Origin of the sequence: Parabacteroides sp. 20_3, from assembly GCF_964238835.1 — a bacterium.
In the GTDB taxonomy this organism is placed as follows: Bacteria; Bacteroidota; Bacteroidia; order Bacteroidales; family Tannerellaceae; genus Parabacteroides; species Parabacteroides distasonis.
On record NZ_CAXSNO010000003.1, the window covers coordinates 271664 to 295752 of the forward strand.

The 24089-nt window shown below is 45.8% G+C and carries 21 protein-coding genes; 14 read left to right on the forward strand and 7 right to left on the reverse strand.

Annotated elements, in window-relative coordinates:
* Positions 1-14: 14 nt before the first annotated feature.
* Both bglX and ACESPU_RS08015 read left to right on the forward strand, forming a co-directional pair.
* Positions 15-2291 (forward strand): beta-glucosidase BglX, encoded by a 2277-nt coding sequence (bglX, locus tag ACESPU_RS08010; protein ID WP_373133251.1) that lies wholly within the window; start codon positions 15-17, stop codon positions 2289-2291.
* An 18-nt stretch (positions 2292-2309) separates the two neighbouring features.
* Entirely contained in the window at positions 2310-4103 is a 1794-nt protein-coding gene (locus ACESPU_RS08015; RefSeq protein ID WP_005860281.1) for a family 43 glycosylhydrolase, read from the forward strand.
* Between the two features lie 75 nt (positions 4104-4178).
* On the opposite strand, the gene ACESPU_RS08020 is transcribed toward ACESPU_RS08015, so the two are convergent.
* The gene (locus tag ACESPU_RS08020; protein WP_005860279.1) at positions 4179-4454 is read right to left on the reverse strand and encodes a DUF2442 domain-containing protein; all 276 of its coding nucleotides are present in this window, start codon (positions 4452-4454) and stop codon (positions 4179-4181) included.
* Between the two features lie 179 nt (positions 4455-4633).
* Here ACESPU_RS08020 and ACESPU_RS08025 point away from each other — a divergent pair, with 179 nt between their 5' ends.
* The 3 genes from ACESPU_RS08025 to ACESPU_RS08035 all read left to right on the forward strand — a co-directional run bounded on the left by ACESPU_RS08025 (position 4634) and on the right by ACESPU_RS08035 (position 7779).
* The gene (locus ACESPU_RS08025) at positions 4634-5431 is read left to right on the forward strand and encodes a prolyl oligopeptidase family serine peptidase (RefSeq protein WP_009016761.1); all 798 of its coding nucleotides are present in this window, start codon (positions 4634-4636) and stop codon (positions 5429-5431) included.
* Between the two features lie 293 nt (positions 5432-5724).
* Positions 5725-6180 carry a hypothetical protein gene (locus tag ACESPU_RS08030; protein ID WP_008773145.1) on the forward strand — a complete coding sequence of 152 codons (456 nt, stop codon included), beginning with the start codon at positions 5725-5727 and terminating at the stop codon, positions 6178-6180.
* 696 nt (positions 6181-6876) lie between these two features.
* Entirely contained in the window at positions 6877-7779 is a 903-nt protein-coding gene (locus tag ACESPU_RS08035; protein ID WP_005860273.1) for a YitT family protein, read from the forward strand.
* Positions 7780-7818: 39 nt separating this feature from the next.
* Here ACESPU_RS08035 and ACESPU_RS08040 read toward each other — a convergent pair whose 3' ends face one another.
* The 3 genes from ACESPU_RS08040 to ACESPU_RS08050 all read right to left on the reverse strand — a co-directional run bounded on the left by ACESPU_RS08040 (position 7819) and on the right by ACESPU_RS08050 (position 11316).
* Positions 7819-10641 carry a M16 family metallopeptidase gene (locus ACESPU_RS08040; protein ID WP_373133252.1) on the reverse strand — a complete coding sequence of 941 codons (2823 nt, stop codon included), beginning with the start codon at positions 10639-10641 and terminating at the stop codon, positions 7819-7821.
* A gap of 132 nt (positions 10642-10773) precedes the next feature.
* Positions 10774-10998, reverse strand: coding sequence for a (4Fe-4S)-binding protein (locus ACESPU_RS08045; protein ID WP_057317236.1), 225 nt, complete (start codon positions 10996-10998; stop codon positions 10774-10776).
* An 18-nt stretch (positions 10999-11016) separates the two neighbouring features.
* Complete coding sequence (locus ACESPU_RS08050; RefSeq protein ID WP_036614495.1) at positions 11017-11316, reverse strand: GNAT family N-acetyltransferase; 300 nt, start codon at positions 11314-11316, stop codon at positions 11017-11019.
* 195 nt (positions 11317-11511) lie between these two features.
* Here ACESPU_RS08050 and ACESPU_RS08055 point away from each other — a divergent pair, with 195 nt between their 5' ends.
* The 9 genes from ACESPU_RS08055 to ACESPU_RS08095 all read left to right on the forward strand — a co-directional run bounded on the left by ACESPU_RS08055 (position 11512) and on the right by ACESPU_RS08095 (position 21505).
* The gene (locus ACESPU_RS08055; protein WP_008773141.1) at positions 11512-14769 is read left to right on the forward strand and encodes a DUF2723 domain-containing protein; all 3258 of its coding nucleotides are present in this window, start codon (positions 11512-11514) and stop codon (positions 14767-14769) included.
* A 6-nt stretch (positions 14770-14775) separates the two neighbouring features.
* Positions 14776-15387 carry a polysaccharide deacetylase family protein gene (locus ACESPU_RS08060; RefSeq protein ID WP_349194700.1) on the forward strand — a complete coding sequence of 204 codons (612 nt, stop codon included), beginning with the start codon at positions 14776-14778 and terminating at the stop codon, positions 15385-15387.
* The gene (gene queG / locus ACESPU_RS08065; protein WP_121962016.1) at positions 15387-16304 is read left to right on the forward strand and encodes a tRNA epoxyqueuosine(34) reductase QueG; all 918 of its coding nucleotides are present in this window, start codon (positions 15387-15389) and stop codon (positions 16302-16304) included. The genes ACESPU_RS08060 and queG overlap by 1 nt, the downstream gene beginning before the upstream one ends.
* A gap of 6 nt (positions 16305-16310) precedes the next feature.
* Complete coding sequence (locus ACESPU_RS08070) at positions 16311-17600, forward strand: S28 family serine protease (protein ID WP_349194702.1); 1290 nt, start codon at positions 16311-16313, stop codon at positions 17598-17600.
* A 139-nt stretch (positions 17601-17739) separates the two neighbouring features.
* Entirely contained in the window at positions 17740-18558 is an 819-nt protein-coding gene (locus ACESPU_RS08075; protein ID WP_227793785.1) for an FkbM family methyltransferase, read from the forward strand.
* 70 nt (positions 18559-18628) lie between these two features.
* Positions 18629-19513 (forward strand): metal ABC transporter solute-binding protein, Zn/Mn family, encoded by an 885-nt coding sequence (locus tag ACESPU_RS08080; protein WP_373133253.1) that lies wholly within the window; start codon positions 18629-18631, stop codon positions 19511-19513.
* The gene (locus ACESPU_RS08085) at positions 19497-20258 is read left to right on the forward strand and encodes a metal ABC transporter ATP-binding protein (RefSeq protein WP_373133254.1); all 762 of its coding nucleotides are present in this window, start codon (positions 19497-19499) and stop codon (positions 20256-20258) included. The genes ACESPU_RS08080 and ACESPU_RS08085 overlap by 17 nt, the downstream gene beginning before the upstream one ends.
* Positions 20259-20285: 27 nt before the next feature.
* The gene (locus ACESPU_RS08090; protein WP_005860253.1) at positions 20286-20492 is read left to right on the forward strand and encodes a hypothetical protein; all 207 of its coding nucleotides are present in this window, start codon (positions 20286-20288) and stop codon (positions 20490-20492) included.
* Entirely contained in the window at positions 20489-21505 is a 1017-nt protein-coding gene (locus ACESPU_RS08095; protein WP_373133255.1) for an NAD-dependent epimerase/dehydratase family protein, read from the forward strand. The genes ACESPU_RS08090 and ACESPU_RS08095 overlap by 4 nt, the downstream gene beginning before the upstream one ends.
* Positions 21506-21508: 3 nt before the next feature.
* Here ACESPU_RS08095 and ACESPU_RS08100 read toward each other — a convergent pair whose 3' ends face one another.
* The 3 genes from ACESPU_RS08100 to ACESPU_RS08110 all read right to left on the reverse strand — a co-directional run bounded on the left by ACESPU_RS08100 (position 21509) and on the right by ACESPU_RS08110 (position 24070).
* Positions 21509-22309, reverse strand: coding sequence for a head GIN domain-containing protein (locus ACESPU_RS08100; protein WP_368309076.1), 801 nt, complete (start codon positions 22307-22309; stop codon positions 21509-21511).
* Positions 22306-23094: a head GIN domain-containing protein gene (locus tag ACESPU_RS08105; protein WP_048926976.1), complete on the reverse strand. Its 789-nt coding sequence runs from the start codon at positions 23092-23094 to the stop codon at positions 22306-22308. The genes ACESPU_RS08100 and ACESPU_RS08105 overlap by 4 nt, the downstream gene beginning before the upstream one ends.
* 151 nt (positions 23095-23245) lie before the next feature.
* The gene (locus ACESPU_RS08110; RefSeq protein ID WP_005863610.1) at positions 23246-24070 is read right to left on the reverse strand and encodes a head GIN domain-containing protein; all 825 of its coding nucleotides are present in this window, start codon (positions 24068-24070) and stop codon (positions 23246-23248) included.
* Between the last annotated feature and the right edge of the window lie 19 nt (positions 24071-24089).

The window sequence follows — 24089 nt, forward strand, 5'->3', positions numbered from 1 at the left end:
TACGAATACGAATAATGAAAAGGTTAACGACTTTTATCGCTGGTGCGGCCGTTGCCGCTACCTTGGGGGGATGCCAGCAGCCCGCTGTAAGCGGTTGGAAAAGCTTCAGCGGCGACAAAAATATTGAACGCCGTGTAGATTCTGTGCTCTCTTTGATGACCTTGGAGGAAAAGGTGGGGCAGATGGCCCAATACTCCTGTAACTGGGATGTGACCGGCCCGGTTATGACGGGGGATTATGAGACTTTGCTGAAACAAGGTCTTGTAGGAAGCTTGTTTAATGTATATACGGTAGATGGCGTACGTAAAATGCAAGAGATGGCTCTGTCCGAGAGCCGTTTGAAGATACCCGTATTGTTTGGTTATGATGTCGTGCACGGCTATCGTACGATTTTCCCGATGCCGTTGGCGGAATCCTGCTCTTGGGATTTGGAGCGGATGCGTAAAAGTGCGGCGATCGCGGCGGATGAGGCGAGCGCTTCCGGTATCGCTTGGACGTTCGCCCCGATGGTGGATATCTCCCGGGATGCCCGTTGGGGACGTGTAATGGAAGGTGCCGGTGAGGACCCGTATTTGGGAAGTCTGATTGCGAAGGCCCGTGTCGAGGGTTTCCAAGGAGGAAACGATTGGCGTTCGTTGGCCGACGTAAATACGGTCTTGGCTTGTTGTAAGCACTTTGCCGCTTATGGGGCCGCTGAGGCCGGACGTGATTATAATACGTCTGAGTTGTCGCAAAATACATTGATGAATTATTATATGCCGCCTTATTTAGCGGCTAAGGAAGCGGGAGTCGCTACGTTCATGGCCTCCTTCAATGAGATCAACGGAGTGCCCAGCACGGGTAATAAATGGTTGATGACCGATTTGTTACGTAAGGACTGGGGCTTCAATGGTTTCGTGGTTACCGATTATACCGGTATCAATGAGATGGTAGCCCATAGTATCGTGCGAAATGATAAGGAGGCGGGAGAACTGGCCGCGAACGCCGGTATCGATATGGATATGACAGGTGGCATCTACAGCCAATATCTTGTACAATCCGTGAAAGAGGGCAAGGTCTCGGAAGAGAATATCGACCGTGCCGTGGCGAGCATCTTGGAGATGAAGTTCCTCTTGGGCTTGTTCGATGATCCATATCGTTACTTGGACAATGAGCGTGAGAAGAATACGATCATGAAGCCGGAGTTTTTGCAAGAGGCTCGTGAGACTTCCGCTCGCTCGATCGTCCTTTTGAAGAATGATAATAACTTCTTCCCGATCTCGAAGGATAAGAATATTACGGTAGCCTTGATCGGCCCGATGGTAAAAGATAAGATCAACCAGAATGGCGAGTGGGCTGGCCGGGGTGAGCGTGAGGAGAGTATCTCTTTGTTCGAGGGTCTGACCGAGAAATATGCCGGTACGAACGTGAAGTTCATTTATGCCGAGGGATGTGATCTCTTGACTGATGATTCATCTAAATTCGCTGAGGCGATCGCTACGGCTCGCCGTGCGGATATCGTATTGGCGGCTATGGGCGAGGATTTCAACTGGAGTGGCGAGGCGGCTTGCCGTACGGACTTGAAATTGCCGGGCGCTCAACAAGCCTTGTTGAAAGAATTGAAAAAGACGGGTAAACCTCTTGGTTTGATCTTGGTGAACGGACGTCCTTTGGATCTTTCTTGGGAGGATCAGCATGTCGACGGTATCTTGGAGGCTTGGTATCTGGGTACGATGGCAGGTCATGGTATGGCCGATGTGATCAGTGGCGATTATAATCCGTCCGCTCGCCTGACGATGTCTTTCCCTCGTACGGTAGGTCAATTGCCTCTGTATTACAATCAGAAACCGACAGGCCGCCCGGTTCCTCCGGAAGCTCCGGATACGGATTATAAATCCAGATATATGGATGTGCCTAACACACCGTTGTATCCGTTCGGTTATGGCTTGAGCTATACGACTTTCGCCGTGAACTCTATGAAGCTGGATCAGAACTCTTTCACGAAAGGGGGTAAGATCACGGTAACGGCTGAGGTAGAGAATACGGGTAAGGTGGATGGCGAGACGGTCGTCCAGATGTATATCCGCGACTTGGCGGGTAGCGTGACCCGTCCGGTTAAAGAGCTAAAAGGTTTCGAGAAGGTGGCTTTGAAAGCGGGCGAGAAGAAGCAAGTCTCTTTCACGATTGACGAAGCTTTGCTGGTTTTCTATGGTATCGATATGCAGAAGAAAGCCGAGCCGGGTGATTTCACGGTTTGGGTAGGCTTGAATTCTACCGACGAGGCGAATCAGTCTTCTTTCTCTCTGCGGTAAAAATTAATACATATCAACATGAAACTATTATCAAAATATATCTTTTCCGCTCTATTCTTGGCTGCTTCCGGAGGTTCCGCCACCGCTCAATCCATGCGGGCGAATACGTATTGTAATCCGCTTAATGTGGATTATACGTATATGATTTATAACTCATCGAACAACCTGTCTTACCGTTCGGGCGCGGACCCCGCTGTCGTAGAATTCCGGGGCGAGTATTATATGTTCGTAACCCGTTCGCATGGCTATTGGCATTCGAAAGATTTGTTGAACTGGGATTTTATCACTCCCGGTAAAAACTGGTATCCTCAGGGTTCCAACGCTCCCGCCGCTCATAATTATAAGGATTCCGTGCTTTATGTGATGGGTGATCCGTCCGGCTCCATGAGCGTTCTTTATACTGATGATCCGAAATCGGGTAATTGGAACGCTACTCCTGCTATACTCCACGACCTACAAGACCCGGATTTATTCATCGATGATGACGGACAAGCTTATTTATTCTGGGGCTCTTCCAATGTTTATCCGCTTCGGGGCAAGAAACTGAATAAGGATGACCGTTTCTTGATCGAGGGCGAGACGGTCGAGCTTTTCGGCTTGGATATGCCGAAGCACGGCTGGGAACGTTTTGGCGAGAACCATACCGATACGGTATTGGGGGGCTATATGGAAGGTGCTTGGCTGACCAAGCACGACGGTAAATATTATATGCAGTATGCCGCCCCCGGCACGGAATTCAACGTATATGCCGATGGTGTTTATGTGGCGGACTCCCCATTAGGTCCGTATAAATACCAATCGCATAACCCGGTAAGCTATAAGCCCGGTGGTTTCATGAATGGTGCCGGACACGGAAGTACCTTGGTGGGGCCGGGTGGCAACTATTGGCATTTCGCCTCTATGTCTCTCTCGGCTACGGTGAATTGGGAGCGTCGCCTCTGCATGTATCCTACTTTCTTCGATAAGGAGGGCATTATGTATTGTGATAATAACTTCGGTGATTATCCGCATTACGCTCCCGCCGAGCCGGGAAAGAAAGGAGAGTTTACGGGGTGGATGTTGCTTTCTTATAAAAAGCCGGTGAAAGCTTCCTCGTATGCGGAGGGTTCCGCTCCCGCCGCACAAGGATTCACGGAATCGAACCGTCCCAAGACTTCCGCCAATTTCCTTCCGGCCAACTTGACGGATGAGGAATGTAAGACATTCTGGATGGCTCGCACGAATGGAGATACCGAATGGGTAGAGATCGATCTGGAGGCTCCCGCTATGGTATATGCCGTGCAAGTGAATTATCACGATCATCAATCGAATATGTATGGACGTATTCCCGGTTTACGCCACCGTTATGCGGTGGAAGGCTCTTTGGACGGGCAGGATTGGGTAACGTTGGTGGATCGCCGGAATAATTATAAGGATGTCCCGAATGACTACGTACAAGTGGATAATCCGGCTCGTGTCCGTTATGTCCGTTATAAGAATATAGAGGTCCCGACGCCTCATCTGGCGATCTCGGACTTGCGTGTGTTCGGTATCGGTGAGGGCAAGAAACCTGCGACGGTGAAGAACTTCAAGGTCGTTCGCCAAGCGGATCGCCGTGACGCTATGATCACTTGGGACGCTGTCAAAAACAGCCAAGGCTACAACATCCGTTGGGGCATCGCTCCCGATAAACTATACAATTCATGGCTCCTATACGGAAAGAATGAATTACTTTTAAAGAGTCTGTCCACCGACCAGCCTTATTATTTCACCATCGAGGCATTCAACGAGAACGGTGTATCAGAAGCGACAAAAATACAGGAAGCCCAATAATCTTCCGGTATCATTTTCAAATGTATTTTGTAGAGATAGGACAATCTGTCTCTACAAAATACATACAATATTCGATTATTTACTTACTAACGGGTATTTATCTGGATTTGCTATGATAGACAAGCTCAAATCTACATCTAAAGCATCCCAACGAATCCGCTCACGTCCTAATAGTTGGACATTAAACACGTCATCTACGGCAGCACGTTTGAACCATGGGAATTTGTCGTAAGGTAAATAATATTCCCGATCCTTTACCCACAATATTAAGCCATTGCGGGAAATATGTGTTACCTCAGCTCTATTATTTGCCGAAGTGGTTGTTCCATTTGTCTTTGATAACTCGCTCATGTTCAATTATTGTTTGAATTAATCAAATCCATTTATTAGTATAGTCCTTGGACTCATATCCTATATCCTTTTATTGCAAAAGTAATTTTAATCTTGATATTATACAACGCCTTAACAGACTATTTAATTATATTTGCGGAAGTTATCGATCTAAGTAGATAGTATTTACATTTGAATATATGATTATGAAAACACTTAGAAGTATTTTTTTTCTGTCTCTTTGCCTTCTTCTCTCCGTTGCTGGATATGCTGGTGATAAGGCTAGTTTTTTGAAAAAGCAGTTTACGGCTCGTGATGGTTATCAATTGAATTATCGGGTTCTGTATCCCCGAGATTATAATCCGGCGCAGAAATACCCGGTAATCCTGTTCCTGCACGGAGCGGGCGAACGAGGGTCGGATAATGAGGCCCAATTAATACATGGTGGCGATATGTTCGCTTCTTTCGAGAATCAAACCAAATATCCGGCTATCATTATAGCGCCTCAATGCCCGGCCGAGAAGACTTGGTCTGAATATAAGGGATTGAACGCCGGAAAAGAAGGAAAGCGTTTCTATCCGTTGAATGCTCCGGCCACACAATCGATGGCCGCCGTCAAGGAATTATTGGATAGTTATATAGCGGAAGGTAAGGTCGATACGAAACGCATTTACGTAACCGGCCTATCAATGGGAGGTATGGGCACGTTCGATATCGTGATGCGTTACCCGAACCTGTTTGCCGCTGCCACCCCGATCTGTGGTGGAGCAAATTTGCAACGTTTGGCAAACTTTAAGGGCAAGACGGCTTTCAGTATTTATCATGGCGGCTCCGATAGCGTAGTCGATGTACAATTCTCCCGTGACGCTAATGAAGCATTGAAGAAAGCAGGAGCTGATGTCCGTTATAAGGAATTTCCCGGTGTAGACCATAACAGTTGGGATAACGCTTTCGCCGAACCGGATTATCTGGCTTGGATGTTCCAGCATAGCTTGTAAAAACAGAGGTATCATCTCCGGATTTTTTACTTACTAGACATTATTTATCCTCTATAGGTTGGATATCCGGAAAAAGAAGTATATTTGCAATGCTAAACATTTTAAAACCAGAAAGCAGAGTAGAATACCTGCTTCTATTCGGTTGCAGGCATTTTTTTGCCTGTAACCGATCCGATATGACGGTTCCGTACCCCCGTGGAGTGCATTAATGTGCCTCCAGCTTTCTGGTAAAGTGTTTAGCAACGGGTCAGGCGGGACCGTTCTTTTTTCCGCCTGCTTAATGCTAATATATTATGGAAGTGGAAAACATTTATCCCGTAACTGAACCTGTCGGTTCAGAGCAAGACGCTCCGGTTTCGAACATGGAAATGTTGAGTGATGTATTTTTTAAGGAAGAGGCACGACGCTTGAAAGAAGCTTTCTGTTTTGAGAGAGATGCGGATGATTTCGATTATCTGAACCATCAGTTACAAAGCGTGAAAAATCTGTTGGTAGGCCTAAAACTGCCGTGGATACAAATAGCACCAATTTTGTACAGATGTATGGCCGTTTATCTGCAGCGTCCCGATCAACATGTAAGTAATATGAAAGTTCGCTACCTGTCAACGCAATTGATGGATGGGGTTTTGCTTTTATCCCAGAACGGACGGCTCATCAATGACTTGCTCATGTTTTTCGACCGCCAGCTTAAGGATATTCAACGCTTGCGGGAAGAGAAGTGTGAGGAAATGGAGAATGTGAGATTGTAAGTCTATATTTGCAGCTCATACATACTTGGTTGTAGAGACGGGGCACGCCCCGTCTCTACAATTGGATGAAAGGGCTTATGCGTGTTCTGGTTAGAATATCAATGTGACAATTTGTAAACTGAAGTCCTTGAGAATCGATTATTTCGGGCCAAAGTACGTCTCGCTCCTAAAAACGAAAGAAAAAAACAGCAATCGTCTATCCGCTAGTGACTTGTTGAAAAACGGCCTTTTATTCTAGCGAAATAAATTCATCCTATCTCATATCTTATGCCTTATGGCCCAGTCGTTAGGGGGCAACAATGCCCATTATAAGGTAGTCATATCGCCCATTATGACCATATGTGTAGCCTATCGTGACTATATGTGTGGGTTTACGCCTGTACAGGCGTGGGTGAACGGGACTATATGTGTAATCTAACGAGGGTATTCTTATCGAAAAACGGGTCTTTTTGTGTGGAAAAGGCGTATAAATGCCTGCTTTCTCCTTCATGTTCTCGTTTATAGAGCTTTTCTAAATAAAGGTGATGTTATATAAAAGGGGTTATTACTGATAAATAGTTAACATTCCTTGGCTTTTGCTTACGTCTCTGTAAATAGGGGAAAGTGAACCATTATATTTCCGGCTAAATATAAGGTGAAGCATTTCCTATCAATAACTTTCATTACCTTTGCGCCCGCTAAAAATAAACAAATGAGATGAAATCTACTTTATCAATTTCTTCCTTATCCAGACAAGTCCTGCTTCGGGAGACACGGGACTATTTAATGATCGCTCTTGGGATGATCCTTTACGGTATCGGATGGACCGTTTTCCTTTTGCCGAATGACATTACGACAGGTGGAGTGCCGGGTATCGCTTCCATTGTTTTCTGGGCTACGGGATTTCCCGTTCAGTACACTTACTTCCTCATTAATGCCGTCTTGCTGATGCTTGCCTTGAAAATATTAGGTTTTAAGTTCAGTATCAAGACGATCTTCGCCGTGTTTACGCTTACTTTTTTCTTGTCCCTTATCCAGGAGCTGACAGCCGGGATGCATTTATTACAAGATCAACCGTTTATGGCATGTGTGCTGGGAGCCTCCTTCTGCGGAAGTGGTATCGGTATCGCTTTCTCCTCGAACGGTAGTACGGGTGGAACGGATATTATTGCCGCTATCATCAATAAATACCGGGATATAACGCTGGGACGGGTCATGATGATCTGCGATATGATTATTATCACCTCCAGTTATTTCGTGCTAAAGGATTGGGAGAAAGTGGTATATGGTTTCGTAACGTTATATGTTTGTAGTTTCGTGCTGGATCAGATCGTGAACAGTGCCCGCCAGTCCGTGCAATTCTTTATCATCTCGAAGAAGTATCAAGAGATTGGTAAGGAGATTAATGCGTTGCACCGAGGGGTTACGGTGATCGATGCTACCGGGTTATATACGGGGCAAGAACAGAAGATGATGTTCGTGCTCGCTAAAAAACGGCAATCCACTACGATTTTCCGTATCATTAATGATATTGATCCGACCGCCTTTGTATCCCAAAGCGCCGTAATCGGGGTTTATGGGGAAGGATTCGATCATTTTAAACTAAAGAAATCAAAGTAGAGACGGGGCACGCCCCGTCTCATCCCCTCAAAATAGTAACTAGGGTTGCATGATAACTTCTACCCGGTTACCCTGTCCCAAAAGCTTTTGGGCGAATGCCTTTATCTTCTCGGGAGTCAGCGCCTTAACAATCGACTCATAATCCGTATCGGTATCAAATCCTTTATAATAATAATCATCCAATACGTTCAACCAATAGCTGTTCTCCTGCAAGACTTCCGCATGACGTTTCAGCAGGTTATCCTGTGTTTTCTTGAAATCTTCTTGACGAGGGCCTACCTCGGAAAGCCGTTTCAACTCATTGCGGACAATCGTGTTCATCTGCTCCCACTTGGCCGGGTCTGTATCGAAGAATATCTGTAATGTCGTTCTTCCTTCCGGGAAAGGTGAGATTCTAGCGGATACACCGACGCCATACGTTCCTCCTTCTTTCTCGCGTACCTTCTCATAATATACCAAGTCCATAACTTGTTTCAATGCGGTAGCGGTGATGATATTCTCCAGATTGTACTCCATCTGTCCGGTATAGAGGTTGGCTACCGTTACTTTCGGGATTTCCATGGAGCGGTTGAATCGATTCATATAGTCTCCCTTACGCATCGATGGAACCTCCGCCGGATTTCCCTTCTCAATTTTTCCTTGAGATGGCAATGTCGCTAAATACTGCTCTATATACGGACGGATACTATCGATCTGGATATTACCTACAAACGTGAATACGAAACCGGAAGCATCCGAGAAGCGTTCCTTGCGCATCTCCATGATACGAGGATAACTGATATGTTCGAAATCTTGTGGACGAAGACGTGACGCACGAGGATTATCTCCGTAAACCGCTTTAGACAAAGAGTCGCTGAAAGCGACCATCGGATTTAACTCCATATTCTGCAATTGCGCTTTTGTCCGTGTCTCGAAAGATGCGTAGGCCTCCTCGTCCATGCGGGGAGCCGTGAAGCTAAGGTAAATTAACTCGAATAAGGTTCGCAAATCGGAAGGAGCGGCCATTCCGTTCACGTTCTCGCTATCTTGACTGAGCGATAGGGCGCAAGATACCTTCTTTCCGGCCAGACGCTTACTTAGATCCGTGGCGGAGAAATTACCCAATCCACCGATCTCGATCACGTCATTGAAAACTTTTAAGTTATCAATATCCTTCGTGCCGAATAAAGTGCTTCCTCCCGGGCTGGTAGCGGTCATGATGATCTCGTCCTTCTTGAATTCGGTAGGCTTCAATACCACCTTGATACCATTGCTTAAGGTAAATACTGTCGCTCCGAAGCGCTGGCCGGTCTTTGTCTCCGTGATCTGGCCCGGGGTCGGCAAGGTCGGGACTAAAGGCTCGTTGGAGACTGTTTCCTTATAAGGCTCTACCGGCATCTGTCGTGCTTTGAGGAACGTACGGAGCAGGTTCTCCTCGGTCGGGTATTTTATACCTTCTTTATCCGGTCCGGTTAACCCGATCACGATATTATCCTCTCCGATCATATCTTGGATATATTGGTTGACTTGCTCTACCGGGATATTCTGGGCGATCTGGTTCAATAGCGTGTATTCCATCTCAATGCCCGGGATATAACCGCCGTTGGTGAAATGGTTCACGTATTCACGGACATAAGCGTCGTTCTTTTGGTTATTCCGCTCGTTGTAAGCGGACTCGTATTGTTTCAACACGTTGATGCGTGCCCGTTCATACTCGGATGGCGTAAAGCCATATTGTTTTACCCGTTGAGTCTCTTTGACAAGCGTGGTCAGTGTGGAATCGATCTCGCCTTCCTTGGCAAGAGCGGCTACGGTCCATGCTCCCTTGCTTTTCGCGATCATGAAATTATCATCGTCGTAGGCTTCCGCATAGATAAACGGAGGATTCGCTTGATGCAAGATGTCATCGAAACGCTCGTCCATGATCGACGCGCATATTTGCTGGATATAGTCCTTTACCAATCCGGCAATCGTACGATTCAAGTCGTTGGGCAATTTATCGTGTTTATAGAAGATATAAAGGATCGTATTGGATGCCTCCTTGTCTTTGGCGATCGAGATCAGAGGTAGATCATTGTCGGGAACCGATACTTGTTCCCGTTTTGCCGGGTTGACCGGGGCAGGGACATCGGCGAACATCTTTTTGATCGTTGCCTCCACTTGATCTACATTTACGTCTCCCACGATGATAATCGCTTGCAAGTCCGGACGATACCATTTTTTGTAGTAAGCCCTCAACTCGTCCGGCTTGAAGTTCTCGATCACGTCGATCGAACCGATCGGCATCCGGTTCGCGTAACGGCTTCCCGGGTACATCTTGGGTAGTTGCTGCTCCCATAGACGAGTCTGGGCATCCTGTCGGGTACGCCATTCCTCACGGATGACCCCACGTTCTTTCTGGATAGCCGAGTCGGTCAAGGCTAGGAACCCGGACCAATCGTGAAGGATCAATAAGCAAGAATCAACCACGCCGCTTTTGTTGACAGGGGCGTTGGTAATCATGTAGACGGTCTCATCAAAGGAGGTATAGGCGTTGAAGTTTTCCCCGCTGCGCATACCTACACTCTCGATATATTCGTCCATCCCGTTATTCGGGAAGTTCCTACTGCCGTCGAAAGCCATATGTTCCAAGAAGTGAGCCAAACCTCGTTGATTGTCTTCCTCTAAGATGGAGCCTACGTTTTGGGCGATGTAAAAGTCTGCCCGGTCTTTGGGCTGATCGTTGTGACGGATGTAGTAGGTCAATCCGTTACTCAATTTCCCGTATCGAACCTTTGGGTCGATCGGAAGCGGTTCGGGTTCCTGCATCTCTTGTGCCATCACTTGTGTGAAAGCGACGAAACAAAGCAGGATTGCCGTTAAGATAGAATGTCTTTTTATCATATTTGTTTCATTGATAGTGAATCTAGATCACAAAACTAGCAAAAAATCATAGAAAGAGGCCCTTATGGCGAAAAAAGGAGTATCCGATGCGGAATACTCCTTTCTATCAAGATGAAACAAGCGGGGGGTGCCTCATTTCACCTCTTTATTCATTCGGTATGTCAACGCGCCAGACGGACATTGCTTGATTTGGGCAATTAATTCCGCGGTTGTTGCGTTCTCTATCTGTATCCAGGGCCTCTCCTTCGGCTTATAGACATCGGGAAGAGTCTTTACACAGATACCGGCATGTTGACATAACTCCGGTTGCCAGATAATGGTGAGTTCACCATTCGTATATTCGATCTTCTTTCCCATATAATTTTGTTATAAATATTAAACATGTATACCTCTCATTACGATGCGTTTCCAATCCGGATGCTTCTGGATATATCCAGCTACGAACGGACATAACGGAACGAGACGTAAGTCTTTCTTTTCGATATCCAAGAGCACTTTCTCCACCAATTGGCTACCAATTCCTTTACCTCCAAGCTCCATGGGAACCTCAGTGTGGGTGAGATAAATTACCCCATCCTTATTTTTTATATACTCTATTCTGGGAACGTATCGCTCTATATGAAATTCATATTGGTGGCGTTCTTCATTATCAATTAGTTCATAATTTTCTTTCATCTCCCTATAATTTTAATACTCAACTATTCTATTAACACTTGAGTGATAAGGTTTGTTTAATATAATTCTAATCTATTCTATATAATTTATAGGGGAATGGAACGTTAGGTATTAAACGTAAATGATTACCTTTGCGGCCGACTGCCCGTGTGGGTATGCAAGTAGAAACAATTAATTATCACACTTATACAAAGTATGGGAAAGTACAAACTAATCAACAACGTGTTGGGGTGGGTCGTTTTTTTGATCGCTTCTACCGTTTATCTGATGACAATGGAACCCACCGCCAGTTTCTGGGATTGTGGTGAGTTTATCTCTTCGGCATACAAATTGGAAGTAGGCCATCCGCCCGGAGCTCCTTTCTTCATGTTAACAGCCAATTTATTTACGCAGTTCGCCTCGGACCCTTCCAAGGTGGCGGTGATGGTCAATACGATGTCCGCCCTCTTTAGCGGCCTGACGATCTTATTCCTTTTCTGGAGTATTACTCATTTGGCTCGTAAGATTATCGTGGAAGACGATAAGATGATGTGTCTGGGACAGATGATTACGATCATGGGTTGTGGTTTGGTAGGTTCTTTGGCTTATACGTTTAGCGATACATTCTGGTTTAGCGCCGTGGAGGGCGAGGTATATGCTTATTCTTCCTTGTTTACCGCCTTGGTATTCTGGTTGATCTTGAAATGGGAAGAAGCCGCCGATCGTCCGCATGCCGATCGTTGGATCGTGCTGATCGCTTATTTGATGGGTCTGAGTATCGGTGTCCATTTGCTGAACTTATTGTGTATCCCGGCTATCGTGTTGGTATATTATTATAAGAAATTCCCGAATCCTACGATGAAGGGTACGCTGATCGCTTTATTGGTGTCGTTCGCTATCGTGGGCTTGATGATGTATGGTGTCGTACAAGGCTTGGTTGAGGTTTGTGGTTATTTCGAGCTGTTGTTTGTCAATACGTTCGGTATGCCGTATAACTCGGGTGTATATGCGTTCGTGATTATCTTGGCGGCTTCCTTGATCTGGGCGATCTGGGAGACGATGCAAGACGAGATCCATCCGGTGCGGATGAAGATATCCTTTATCCTCTCGATCGTATTGTTGGGTATTCCGTTTATCGGTAGCGGTTACGTGATCGCCGTGATCCTCACGGCGGCCTTGACGGCTTATTTGTTCATGAGCAAGAAGGTAAATATCAAGATGCTGAATACGATCTTGGTCTGCTTGATGGTAATCGTAGTGGGTTATTCATCCTATGCCTTGACATTGATCCGTGCGACAGCCGATACGCCTATGAACCAAAACGCTCCGCAAGATATCTTTACCTTGCGTACTTATTTGGCTCGCGAGCAATACGGTAAGACTCCGTTGATCTACGGTCAGACCTATGTCTCTGAGGTGAAGCGTGAGAACCAAGGCGGTACTTGCGTACCTGTATCGAAAGAGGGTGAGCCGACTTGGAGCCGTGTCATTAAGAAAGATAAAAACGAGAAGGATCATTATTATATCTCTCGTTACGATACGGAATACGAATACGTGGATGAGTTGAGTATGCTTTTCCCCCGTATGTATAGTAGCGACGGACGTCATGTGGCTGCTTATAAGGAGTGGGCACAAGTGAAAGGTACACCGGTGAAGTTCAACCGTTGCGGTGAGATGGTGACGGTGATGAAACCTACATTTGCCGAGAATTTGCGTTATTTCTTCGCTTATCAGCTGAATTTCATGTACTGGCGTTATTTCATGTGGAACTTCTCCGGACGGCAGAACGATATACAAGGTAACGGTGAGGTCTCGAATGGTAACTGGATAACCGGTATTCCGTTTATTGATGAGGCTTTAGTGGGCCCGCAAGAGGATATGCCGTTCGATATTATCAACAATAAGGGGCATAACGTATATTATATGTTACCGCTTCTATTGGGTATCTTGGGGCTTCTATTCCAAGCTTATGCCGGAAAGAAGGGCATTCAGGGATTCTGGATCACGTTCTTCTTGTTCTTTATGACGGGTATCGCGATCGTGCTTTACTTGAACCAGACGCCGTATCAACCTCGTGAGCGAGACTATGCGTATGCCGGATCATTCTATGCGTTCTGTATATGGATCGGTTTCGGTGTGGCGGCCTTGGCGAAAGGATTGCAGAAGTATGGCAAGTTATCTCCGGTGATAGCGGGTTCTGTCGCTACGGTACTGTGCTTGTTGGTTCCTATCCAGATGGGTGCGCAGAACTGGGACGACCATGATCGCTCGAACCGTTATGTTTGCCGTGATTTTGGTGCGAACTATTTGGAATCTTGCGAGCCGAACGCTGTCATATTTACGAATGGTGATAATGACACGTTCCCGTTGTGGTACGCACAGGAGGTGGAAGGTATCCGTACGGATGTACGTGTATGTAATACGAGCTATTTGCAAACCGACTGGTATATCAACCAAATGAAGAAGCAAGCGTACGAGTCCGATCCGCTTCCAATCTCTTGGCAACCGGAGGATTATGTGCAAGGTACTCGTGATGCCGCTTATGTATTCCCGATGACGGATAAGTCGATCGATCTGAAGACCGCTCTTGATTTCGTTCGTAGCAACGATCCGAAGTTTAAGAAGATCCCGGGTATCAATCAAGAATTAGATTATATTCCTGCGCAGACATTGACGATGGGGGTAGATTCCGCCGCGGTTATGGCTGCTGGCGTGATCGATACCGCTAACTTGCCGTATTTGCAGAAAGAGATGAAGATTGACTTGAAAGGCAAGGATGTCTTGGGTAAGCAAGAGTTGATTATCTTGGATATGTTGCAGACGAATGACTGGAACCGTCCGATCTATTACGCGATTACCGTAAGCCCGGATCAGTTCGTGAAATTGGATCCGTACTTCCAGCAGACCGGTATGGCTTATCAGATCGTTCCGATGGAGACACAGGGAACTGTTCGTTCGATCAATACGGAGAAGATGTATGACAACGTGATGAATAAGTTCAAATGGGGTGGTGTCAATACGCCGGGTGTGTACTTGGATGAGAATGTAATGCGGATGTGCAAGAGCTATCGTATCGCGTTGTTCAGTAAGTTGGCTGCCGCTTTGGTCGCTGAGGGCAAGAATGAGAAAGCACTGAACGTATTGGATAAGGCGATGGAAGTATTGCCTCCCGAGAATGTTCCGTTGGATTACAGCGCTCTTTCCTTGGGTGAGCTGTATTACGAGTTGGGCCAGAAGGAGAAGGCGGAGATGGTTTATAAAGGTATAGCGGACAATGCGTTGCGCAGTATAAACTGGTATTTCCGTTTGCGTCCGGGGCAATTATCATCTGTCGAGAGTGATTTAGGTCATAACTTGGCGGTTCTCCAAGAGGTATTGCGTGTAAGCAAACAATACAATCCGGAGTTCGCTAAGCCTTATCAAGAGGAATTTGATAATTACCGTATGGCGTACGGATCAGTGGCAAAAGACTAACAAAGTATGTTTATAGAACAACCGCCTTGGTTTTACAGGGCACTGTTCCCGGGGGTAACTTGGCGAATACCGGCAGAGAAGAAGTGTGTGTATCTCACCTTCGACGACGGCCCGATTCCCGAGGTTACCCCTTGGGTTTTAGATATATTGGATACGTATGGGATCAAGGCTACCTTTTTTATGGTAGGGGATAATGTACGTAAGCATCCCGAGGTCTTCCAGATGGTGATAGATCGTGGGCACCGTGTCGGTAACCATACGTTCAACCATATCCAAGGTATCAAGTTCTGGACGAAGAATTATTTGGCGAATGTGGAGAAGGCAGCCGAATATATTCCCAGCACTTTATTTCGGCCTCCTCATGGGCATATGCGTTTTCCGCAGGTAGTATGGCTTCGCCGTCATTATCATATCGTGATGTGGGACGTGGTCACCCGTGACTATAGCCCTCATATGACTCCGAACGGTGTCTTCAACGTGGTAAAGAACTATACCCGTAATGGTTCTGTTATCGTCTTCCACGATTCCTTGAAAGCCGAGCGCAATATGCGTGAGGCAATGCCCCGGGCTGTCGAATGGCTCTTAAAAGAAGGCTACGAGTTTAAAGTTTTTGAATAATGGGTATCTCCCAGTTTATAAAAGATAAAGCTATGGAATTAGGCTTTTCCGCTTGCGGTATCGCTGAAGTAGCGAAGGCCGGGAGCGAGGAGGCTTATTTTGACCAATGGATCGCGGAAGGCTACCATGCTGGAATGAAATACATGGAGAATCATCGGGAAATTCGTCTCAATCCGGATGGCTTGGTGGAAGGTGCCAAATCAGTTATCTCAGTAGCCTTGAATTATTATCCGAAAGTTCTCCGGAATCCGGCGGAACCTTATATCTCGTATTATGCGTACGGAGAAGATTATCACGGGGTCGTAAAGGATAAACTTCGCCAATTATGGAAAGCGATAACCGAGCATCATCCCTCCAACAATGAGGCCCGTGTATTCACGGACTCCGCCCCTCTGTTAGAACGTTATTGGGCTTGGAAAGCCGGTTTAGGATGGATCGGAAAGAATACGAATCTAATCATCCCGGGCAAAGGCTCTTTCTTTTTCCTTGGGGAGATCGTGACAACTTTGGTAGTCGATACCTATGATTCCCCCAAAAAGAATCACTGCGGTTCCTGCATCCGCTGTTTGAACGCTTGTCCTACCGGAGCCTTGGAAGGGCCGAAACGTTTGAATGCCCGTAAATGTATCTCTTATCTTACGATCGAGCATCGTGGAGAAATCCCTGTAGAGCAAGCCGTCCTTTTAGGTAACCGCGTCTATGGATGCGACACCTGCCAAGCCGTTTGTCCTTGGAACCGCTTCGCTATGCCTACGGCAGTAGCAGCCTTTCATCCCACCCCTTCTTTGCTCTCTCTTAAAAAAGACGACCTCAAGGCATTGAGCCGTGAGGATTATAATCGTATCTTTGCGCATTCGGCGGTGAAACGCGCCAAATATGAGGGATTATTACGAACAATACAATATCTAAAAGACTAAATTACCATGAGAAGAACATTTAACTTCTTGCTTCTTTTCTTCCTGTCGGTGATGACGGTAATGGCCGCTCCCGGAGATTTACAAGAGAAGCTTGCCGCCCTAAAAGGAATTAGTGGCATTGAAAAACTTCAATCCGATCATTATCCGGAGAAATATGTAGTACGTATCACGCAGCAGGTCGATCCGAAAGACCCCGCCGCCGGAACATTTACGCAACGGGTTATCGTAGGCCATGTAGGTTATGATCGTCCTACCATTATCGTGACCGAAGGATATGGAGCGGCTTATGCGCTCAATCCGAAATATCAGGAAGAACTATCTAAACTATTGAATGCGAACTTAGTGTTTGTGGAGTATCGTTATTTCTTGGAGTCGACGCCGGAACCTAAAAACTGGGATTATCTGACCGCCGAGAACTCTGCGTACGATTTACATAACGTCCGCAATACATTCAAGCAGATCTATCCGGAAAAATGGATCAGTACCGGTATCAGTAAGGGGGGACAGACTACAATGCTTTACCGTGCCTTTTTCCCGGACGACGTGGATTTCTCCGTTCCTTATGTCGGTCCGTTATGTAAAGGCGTAGAGGATGGCCGCCACGAACCTTTCTTACGTAAGGTAGGTACGAAAGCGGAACGCAAGAAGATACAGGATTTTCAATTGGAAGTCTTGAAACGTAAGTCCGATATGCTCCCTTTATTGGAGAGCTATTGTAAGAATAAGAACTTGACATTCCGTATCCCGATGCCCGAGGTATTGGATTATTGCGTACTGGAATATTCATTCGCTCTTTGGCAGTGGGGAACTTCGGTAAGTACGATCCCTTCCAAGTCTGCCGACGATCAGGCGCTCTTCGATCATTTGATGGAAATCAGCGGTCCTGATTATTTCGCCGAGAACCAGCCGAATATCTCTTTCTTCGTACAAGCCGCCCGTGAGCTCGGTTATTATGGCTATGACGTAAAACCTTTCAAGAAATACCTTACGATCGATAGTGCCCACGGATACTTGAACCGTATCATGCTTCCCGGGGAACTAGTCGATAAAGTAGACTTCCGTCCGGCTCTGTACCATAAGATCTATAACTTCTTGAAAGACAACGATCCGAAAATGATCTTCATCTATGGCGAGATCGACCCGTGGAGTGCGGCCATGGTTCCCGCTTTCAAAGGCAAGAAGAACGAGCAAATCTATATCCAGCCCCGAGGTAGCCATCGTGCCCGTATCGGCAATATGCCGGAGGATATGAAGGAGCGGATCCTTACACAGATGAATAAATGGCTGGCCGAGTAAAAATAGAGTAGCCTATTTTTTCCCTATAAATCCCCGTATTATTACTTATCGGTTGTAATACGGGGATTTGTTATGTATATTAAGATATTTCTCGTATATTACGCCCTATTAAAAACTAGATGAAATGTTTACCGGTTCGATGATGAAGTTGAAAAGCATATTATATGGGACGTTACCTTTTTACTATACCAAGGTGTTTGAGCCCTCTTCTCCTAAATTAGCGTATTATGATTATTTTCGAAAAAGAGGATATACACGTTATCCTTATGATTTCGCTGCGGAATATCTGGAGATGTCGATTGCCGTTCTGTGGGATAAGGAGAAAGAATTGCCTTATGTGATGCACCGGGGAAGTAAACGATTATATTTTCCGAGAGAGTATAGCACATCTAAGATCGAGAAATGCTATCGGGCTTTGTTGATCGAGCAAGACGTGAGGCATCCCCATCATTATGCGGATTCCGTGGAGGAGTTTAGGGGAAAGACACTCTTGGATATTGGTTCCGCTGAGGGATTTACCGCTCTGGATACCATCGAGGTTACTCGTTTTGTTTATCTTTTTGAATATGAGGATAAATGGATCGAGGCGCTTCAGGCTACTTTTGAGCCGTGGAAAGAGAAAACGATGATCGTAAAGAAATATATCAGCGATCATGACGATGACGTTAATGCTGCTTTGGATAATTTCTTGAAAGACAAGTCTCGAAAAGATATCTTCTTAAAAATGGATATAGAAGGTGCGGAATGTATGGCTTTACAGGGCTGTATGGAATTATTCGCGAAAGCGGATCACTTGGATTTCGCGATCTGTACGTATCATAAAGAAACTGATGTCGTCCAAATCCCGGCTTTTCTGGACCGGTTTAACTGTTCCTATTCATTTACCGATGGCTATATGTTCGTAAAACATAGTTTACGCAAATGCCTTGTCCGGGGAAGTTGTCAAGCTAGTTCCTGATAACTTTGAATCGTCTCCTTGCTGCCTTATTACCCGATATTCGTTACCTTTGCGAAAATATATATGTGGTATGAAAGAATTTAAGGTATTGATATCGGCTCTTTTCGTCTTGATACTTATGGCCTGCGGCGATAAGCGGACAGATGAGAGGATCGTTTCCGTGACGATTGAGCCGCAACGGTATTTTGCGGAGAAGATAGCCGGAGATAAATTTAAGATTAATTGTGTGGTTCCGGCGGGGCAAAGTCCGGAGACGTATGATCCTACACCGCAGCAAATGGTGCAGGTGGGTAAAAGCCAAGGCTATTTAAGGATCGGATCGATCGGGTTCGAACAGGCTTGGATGGATAATATCTGGAATAATAATCCGGGACTCAAGATTTTTGACCTGTCCGAAGGAATAGATTTACTTAAAAGCCCCGAGGAAGAAGAGGAACATGATCACCACCACCATCATCATCCCGGAGGCGTCGATCCGCATACGTGGAGCTCTATCTCTGGAGCGAAGGTGATCGCCAAGAACACTTTGGATGCTTTTGTGTCTTTGGACCCGGAGAATAAGGAATATTACCAAGCGAATTATGAACAACTGACGAAAGAAATCGGAGAAACGGAAAAGACCGTTTCAGGTTTGTTACATTCTCTTGACAATAAGACATTTATTATTTACCATCCGGCCCTGACCTATTTGGCTAACGAATATGGCTTGACCCAGCTTTGCATCGAGATGGACGGAAAAGAACCGTCTCCCGCACAATTAAAGGAACTGGTCGAGACCGCACGGGAACATAATGCGAAAGTCGTGTTTATCCAACGGGAGTTTGACCAGAAGAACGCCGAGTTGATCGCGAAAGAAACAGGTTGCCGTCTGATCCCGATCAATCCGCTGGATTACGATTGGGGTAAGGAAATGATTCATATCGCAAAATCGTTAGCCGATGGACAAGCTGATTGAGTTGAGAGAGGTTACCGCCGGATACGGTAATAAGATCGCCTTACGTAACGTAACGCTGGATGTGTGGAAAAATGATTTCTTGGGAATTATCGGACCGAATGGCGGCGGGAAAACGACGCTTTTAAAGGTGATATTAGGTCTATTGCCTCCTATTTTCGGAACGATTCGTTTTTACGATGAAAATGTAGAGGTTCCTTCCTTGAAGATCGGTTATCTACCCCAAATGAGCCAGATCGATAAGAAGTTTCCGATCTCGGTACGGGAAGTGATCTCTTCCGGTTTATCCGCGGAGAAACCTTTGTTCCGTCCATTCAATAGATCCCAGAGAGAGCGTGTAGACGAGGTGATCGTACAGATGGGATTGGAGGAGTTGGCGGGCAGGGCCATCGGTGAGCTTTCCGGTGGCCAGTTGCAGCGGGTCTTATTGGGGCGTTCTATTGTCTCCCGTCCGCAGGTATTGATTTTGGATGAGCCTAATTCGTATGTGGATAAACGATTCGAGTCTCGTTTTTATCAGCTCTTGGAAGAGATCAATAAAGAGAGCGCTATCATTTTGGTTTCCCATGATATCGGTACGGTTTTGACGATGGTGAAAAATATCGCTTGCGTAAACGAGACTTTGCATTATCACCCGGGAGCGAATGTCTCCGAGGAATGGTTGGGCGAGAAATACGCTTGTCCGATCGAGTTGGTGGGGCATGGTGACTTGCCGCACCGAGTCTTGAGGAAACACCAACACGAATAATTCTTTTTCACGAATAACTCTATTTTTATGATACCACAAATCATTTGCTGGATAAGCTTGCCGGAGATCGGTTATATCGTAGGTATTGCCGTAATCCTGTTCGGATGTAAGGCCGTATCGCAAAACCCTTTCATCAGTAAGAAACAAAAGATTCTTTGGATGCTGACGATCCTGTTCTTGAATTGGATCGGGTTGTTGTGGTATTATTATACATTTTATATGAAAGAAAAATGAAGGACAGAAAGATATTGATAACCGGAGCGAGTGGTTTTATCGGCGGTTTCTTGGTAGAGGAGGCGCTTCGCCGTGGCTATGAAACGTGGGCGGGTATCCGTGCGGGTAGCAGTAAAGCGCATCTGCAAGATAAGCGGATTCATTTCATCGACTTGAAATATGGCGATCAGGAAGCGCTTACGGCTCAACTCTCGGACTTTGCCCGTGAGCATGGGGCATGGGATTATGTGATCCATAACGCCGGGTTGACAAAGACATTGGATAAGCGAAACTTTTTCCGTGTGAACGCTGAGAATACGCATCGATTTATCGAGGCTTTAGCCGCCGCCGGTTGCAAACCGAAGAAATTCCTCTTGATGAGCAGCCTAAGCAGCTATGGGCGAGGCGACGAGAAGACTTTCCGCCCGATACGCTTGGACGATCCGCAGCGGCCGGACACGGCTTATGGCCAAAGTAAGCTAGAGGGGGAGAACTACATCCGTAAACAAACCTATTTTCCTTACGTGATCTTGCGGCCTACAGGAGTATACGGGCCGGGTGAGAAGGATTATTTCATGGAAATACAAAGCGTAAAGTCGGGACTCGATTTCGCCGTAGGCGCTATTCCCCAGCGAATCACGTTTATCTATGTAAAAGATTTAGCGACCGTGGCCTTCCTTTCCCTTGAGAAAGAGGAGATAAAGAACCGGCATTATTTTGTAGCCGACGGAGATGTCTACACGGATGAGTCTTTTGCCCGTATGATACAAGATATCTTAGGAAAGAAGCGGGTATTGCATGCCCGTATACCGCTGGGATTGGTGCGTATCGCTTGCCACTGTTCAGAATGGATCGGTAAGTTGTTGAAGAAAAGTATGACGCTAAATAGTGATAAATACATCATCTTGAAGCAGCGTAACTGGATTTGCGATGTCACGCCTCTTCAAGATGATTTAGGTTTTATCCCGGCCTATCCTTTACGTAAAGGCTTGGAAGAAAGTATCGAATGGTATAAAAAGGAGGGGTGGTTGTAAGAATCACTCCACCTTCTCGATCTTACCGGAGCCCATTACCTTTTTTTGGATATCTTGGGGATCTCCTTTGTATTTTACGGAACCGCTACCGGCTATCTCTGCCTTGATTTTGTTTACGACAGAGGCTTCTATGTCTCCACTACCGGCAATCTTGCACTCAAGCTCATCCATGGTACAATCGAAAGCACGTACCGTACCGCTACCGGCGATCGAGAATTCAGCTATGCCTACGGTTCCCCCTAGAACGATCGTGTTGGATCCCGCCATATCCCCATTTAATTCCTCACAATAAATTTTACGGCCAACGAAATCTCCGCTACCGGCAATCTCTATCTTCAGGTTTGTAAAAGAGGCCGTATCGTGGAATTGGATAATCCCGCTACCGGCTAATCCTGCCTCGAACTCCTCGGCTTGTAGAGGGGAATTTATATTTACATGGGTACTGCCTGCCGCCGCTAGTTTCTTTAGATTGCGGGAGTTGGCCGTAACCATGAACTCGGTCGGACGGAAATTCGTATGTTTCCTGAATTCTTTTCTCGGACGGATCTTAAGCTTATGGTTCTCTACATTAAACTCATATTTCTCGAAGATATTCCGGTCTGTCTTTATTTCCAAACCTTCAGGAGCGTCGGATTGCGTGTAATTCACGACCATGCCTCCTCCCTCTAACTCAAGACAGTCATACTCGGAAACCGGGATGTTTTCCGTGGTGATATTGCCGTCTCCTTTTATGGTTTGTGTAGGGATACAGCCTGTCGTAGAAAAGATCACCAGCAGACATAGGTATATAATTCTTGTTTTCATTCTTTTACTTCTTCTACGGTACCTTTACCGATTATTCTCTGTTGAACTGCTGTCGGGCCTTTATAACGGATATTTCCTTTACCGATTACGTTGGCCTTTAAATTATCGGTAGCATGTACTTCCGCTAAGCCATTGCCTGTTACTTTGCAACTTAGCAGAGGAACCGCTAACCCAAAAGCGTGTATATCACCACTGCTGACGATACTGTAGTCTCCTTCTTTTGCGTTACCTTTCTTGATTGTTATAGAGCCGGAGCCATCGATATCACATTCGATCTTGTCGGCTTCCAGATGATTGACAACCATATTTGCGCTACCGGATACATTCAAATCCAGTTTACCGACCGTAACTGTCTCTTTCAGTTGCACCAAGCTATTGGCGTTCGCCTTAATAACGGTCTCGTCTCCGGTAAGCGGACTGTTTACCATGAAGTTGGCATTTCCGGAAACTTTTGCGGCGGCAAGCCATTTAGAATTCGTCTTTACGATAAACTTCGTGAAATGATCTACCTTCGCTCCTTTGAAAGCGATGGTTAAGACACGATCCTTCACCTCGATATTGACATAGGGATGAAGATTCTGGTCTACGGTAACCTCCACGGTGGAAGGATCATCGGATTGCTCGTAATTGAAATCAATTACGCCATCCACCTTAATCTCGTTATAATCGGCGACAGAAATCTTTTTCGAGGTCAATTTACCATCGCCTTTTACATGATCTGCGGCCCAACCGGTAGTGACCCATCCTAGGAAAAATACCATTAATAAGATAGCCTTTGTTTTCATAAGTATCGTTTTTTATGATTCGACTTTTAAGTTTAGACTCTATAAATAAAGAGTTGGTTACAAAAATAGCAAGAAAAAGCTACCGGATATCACATCTAGTAGCTTTTTTAAATTTGATAATGTGTGTATTGAAAAAAATGTGTGTGTTCGATCAATTCGCACCTTGAATGGATCCAGAGCCGGACTTTGATTTATTCACGTTCGCCGGGCCTTTATAGCGGATGTCTCCACTGCCTGAAACTGATAGATTCATGTTATCTTTGGCATAAACACGGGCATCTCCACTACCGCTTACCGAGCAACTCAAATCATTGACAGATAAGTCGTATGCTTTTATATCTCCACTACCAGATACGGAATAGCGGGCTTCGTCCGCCTTACCTTTCAAGGTGATGTCTCCAGAGCCTGAAACCTTGCTGGTAAGATTCTTGCAGTCCAAATCTTCAAAAACCAGATCGCCGGAGCCGGATACCGAGAACTCACCTAATCGTAATTTCACGTTATGTGGGAACTTTACGTCGCTGGAGCCGGAAATCTTGATTTCCAGTTGATCCTCGGAAAAAGCGTTCTGCGCCTCAAAATCCATCGGGCCGGAAGTCTTTAAATATTTCAGAGTCTTCGAGCTTCCTTCGATTACATACTGGGTCGGTTTGATACGGGTCCCGTCTTGTATGCGGATAGCTAACCGTCCGTTATTGGATTTGATCGAGAGGAGTGGGAATAGATTCTCGTCGATCGTAATTTTCAAGGAAGCGCTTCGTCCATGCGTATATTTGAATACCGGGAATTTCTTGTTGCTTCTATTTCCCCAAAAATTATTGCCGGAATATTCGATATTTCCACCCAGTTCGATCTCGCTATAGTTATCTACCGATATCTCTTTCGTAATTATATTCCCATTTCCTTCTACTTTACTAGCCTCTGCCATGAAGGCACAAAAGATGAGGGCTATTACCGCTACTAATTTTGTTTTCATCGTTCGTATGTATTAAATG